The sequence below is a fragment of the Mycobacterium sp. genome, from assembly GCF_032159565.1.
Taxonomy (GTDB): domain Bacteria; phylum Actinomycetota; class Actinomycetes; order Mycobacteriales; family Mycobacteriaceae; genus Mycobacterium.
This window is the reverse complement of record NZ_JAVHWR010000058.1, coordinates 1-2604: the sequence shown is the minus strand read 5'-3', so window position 1 is coordinate 2604 and position 2604 is coordinate 1. Positions and strand designations below refer to the sequence as shown.

Sequence of the window (2604 nt, the reverse complement as noted above, 5' to 3'; positions counted from 1 at the left end):
ATTGCGGTGGAACAACTCGCCATCGCGCCGGTACTCCGAGCGCTCGATTCGCCCGGTGAAGTCGAACACGATCTCAACCTCCAGGCCGGTGCCGAACCGGTTGGTCCGGGAGAAGATCAGCTCTCGGGTATCACCGGGGCCTGAGTCAAAGCTCAGGTCCCAGTCATGATCCGCGGAGCGAAATGCGTGGCGAGTAGCTCGTCGCGCTACGTCGCGAACTGGAGACGCCGCAGCGCCTCAGCGAATGCGTGGTTCGGAGAAGCACCCGGCAGCACCGCCGTCACGTCCCGCACCGCCTCGTCCACGTCGACACTCCGGAGCCGCGCGCCGTACAGCGCGCCCACTGCCGGCGTCCGGCTGTACGCCGCGACGCAGTGCACCAGCACCGTGCGTCCCTCGTCCCGCAACTGCTCGATCAGCCGCACCGTATCCAGCAGCACGAAGGGTGCGGGTTCTCGTCGTGGCTGGTGCGGTCGATCAGCCTCACCTCGACGTGGGGCATGTCGTCGTACGTTTCTTTGCTTCCCATCCGCGAGCATCACGATCACATTTCGCACCGCCGTTCTGGGGATATCGCACCGCTGATGGTGATGGAATCGGTGACTAGAGGACGTCAGAGCAGGGCGGGATGACCAGATGACGCATGGCGGGTACGGGGGCGGTCAGCCCGACCCGTTCGGTTCGGACCCCTTCGGTGGTCCGCCGAGTACTCGGGGGTACGTGCCGCCGCTCATCCCCGGCTCACCACCTACGACAGGGCGGGTCTTCCCGCCGTCGGGTCGGCCACGCGGTGAAGTCAACACGTTCGCGACCTTGTCGATCGTGTTCGCGTTCGTGTTCGCCCCCGTCGGCGCGGCACTGGGCCACGTCGCACTCTCACAGATCAAACGGAGCGGGCAACGCGGTCGTGAACGAGCGATAGTGGGCCTAACCATCTCCTACGTGATCATCGTGCTGGCGGTGATTGCGCTGGTGTTCTGGCTTCTGACCGCCAACGCCTCCAAGTCCCCCTCATCGCCCGGTAAGACGACGGCGACGCCGATGACGACACCACGCGCTTTCCCGCCACCTCCGCGCACCACGGTCTTCACGCCGCCACCGGCCCAGCGGCCGACGGTCACCGTGGAGCAGCTGCGGGTAGGCGACTGCGTCGAGGTCCAGCAGACGCAGCCGGACCCCACCAGAGGGCCCGAAACGAACGTCATCCTCATTTTTCCGGTGCGCTGCGAGGTCCGCGACGGTGTATTCCGGGTAGACCAGATCTTGTCGACCAGTGCATGCCCTGGGCAGACACTGTTCAACAAGCAAGAAACGGTATTTGCATGCATCTCGGATTTCCGAGGCTGATGATGATGAGGTTGTGTTCACTGACTGGCCTTAGTCGCGATTACCGCGGGCGCATGCTCGCGGGTCGCCGGCCTGCAGCTCGGGGTCGGCCAAGGCCGCCGCCGACGGGGGGCTCTGATGCAGCCCAGCGGTAATCCGTTCGAGCCGCAGTCGGTGGATCCGTTCGGGACACCGTATGAAGGCGCGTCCGCGCCACCGAGCGCAGCTCCGTTCGGGCACGGCGCTCGGATCGGTGCGCCCTATGGAGCACCGCCGTCGGCCGACTACAACACCTTCGCGGTGCTGTCGCCGATTTTCGCGGTGGTGGTACCGCCGGCCGGGGTGGTGCTGGGGCACCTGGCTTTGCCGCAGATCCGGCGCTCCGGTGAGCGGGGACGCAACGCTGCCATCGCCGGACTCGTGATCGGCTATCTGATGTGCCTGGTGCTGATCGCGGCCCTCATCTGGTGGTTGACGAGTGATTCGGACTCCCGCGACAAGACCGCCTCACCCTCGTCGAGCGCCCCCTATCAGGTGCCGCCGGCTCCGCCGCGACCCTCGACGGTGACCTCGGTGGCCCCGCCGCCCACCGTTCCGCGGATCAAGCTCGACCTCGCCACGGTGCCGATCGGCACCTGCGTGGAGATCCAGCTGCGCAACGACGAAGGCAACGACGCATTGGATCTTTTCAAGGTCGACTGCGCGCACAAGGAAGGGGTGTACACCGTCACCGCGCGGGTCCCCGCCAGCTACGAATGCCGTTCCGTCTACGTCGCCGCGCCGCCCGACCGCTCCTTCGCCCTGTGCCTGAACCCGTACTGATGCCGATGAACATCCTCGAAGCGACCACCCACCAGCGAAGGCCGGGGTGATCGACGTGGGTCAACCCAATCCGTTCGATTTCAGCGACTTCGGCCCGCCTTCTGGGAGTCCCACGCCACCGCGTACCGGCGCGGATTCGCCACCGCCGCGGGGTGCCGACTTTTCCACCGGCTTCGATCCCTGGGCCAATCAGCCGAAGACACAGCCGCGCGCGCGACGCCAGGACGCCTCCGGTCAGTCGGGCGAGCGTGACGCCTTCGGTGGGGCGATCACGGCGGGGACGTTGCCGACCGCCGGGCCGCCGCTGAAGTGGTTCGCCGTGGCGCTGGTGATGGCCGCAGCCGGGGTGGTACTGGCTCTCGTCAGCGCCACCGGCGGTGGCGGCGTCATCGCGCCCGCGCTGGCGGGCTGGCTTCTGGCCGGGCCACTCGCGATCGGCGCACTGGCGGTCTACAC

At 67.1% G+C, this 2604-nt stretch carries 4 protein-coding genes; 3 read left to right on the top strand and 1 reads right to left on the bottom strand.

Annotated elements, in window-relative coordinates; all coding sequences use genetic code 11:
- Positions 1–206: 206 nt before the first annotated feature.
- Complete coding sequence (locus QOC76_RS07210) at positions 207–440, bottom strand: protein-tyrosine phosphatase family protein (protein ID WP_526355666.1); 234 nt, start codon at positions 438–440, stop codon at positions 207–209.
- A 196-nt stretch (positions 441–636) separates the two neighbouring features.
- Between QOC76_RS07210 and QOC76_RS07205 the strand changes: the two genes are divergently transcribed.
- From QOC76_RS07205 to QOC76_RS07195, 3 genes are all read left to right on the top strand, one after another.
- Positions 637–1347, top strand: a complete 711-nt coding sequence (locus QOC76_RS07205; protein ID WP_526355664.1) for a DUF4190 domain-containing protein — start codon at positions 637–639, stop codon at positions 1345–1347.
- 117 nt (positions 1348–1464) lie between these two features.
- Positions 1465–2148: a DUF4190 domain-containing protein gene (locus QOC76_RS07200; protein WP_526355662.1), complete on the top strand. Its 684-nt coding sequence runs from the start codon at positions 1465–1467 to the stop codon at positions 2146–2148.
- 55 nt (positions 2149–2203) lie between these two features.
- On the top strand, positions 2204–2604 hold a 401-nt coding region (locus QOC76_RS07195), incomplete at its 3' end, for a hypothetical protein (protein ID WP_526355660.1).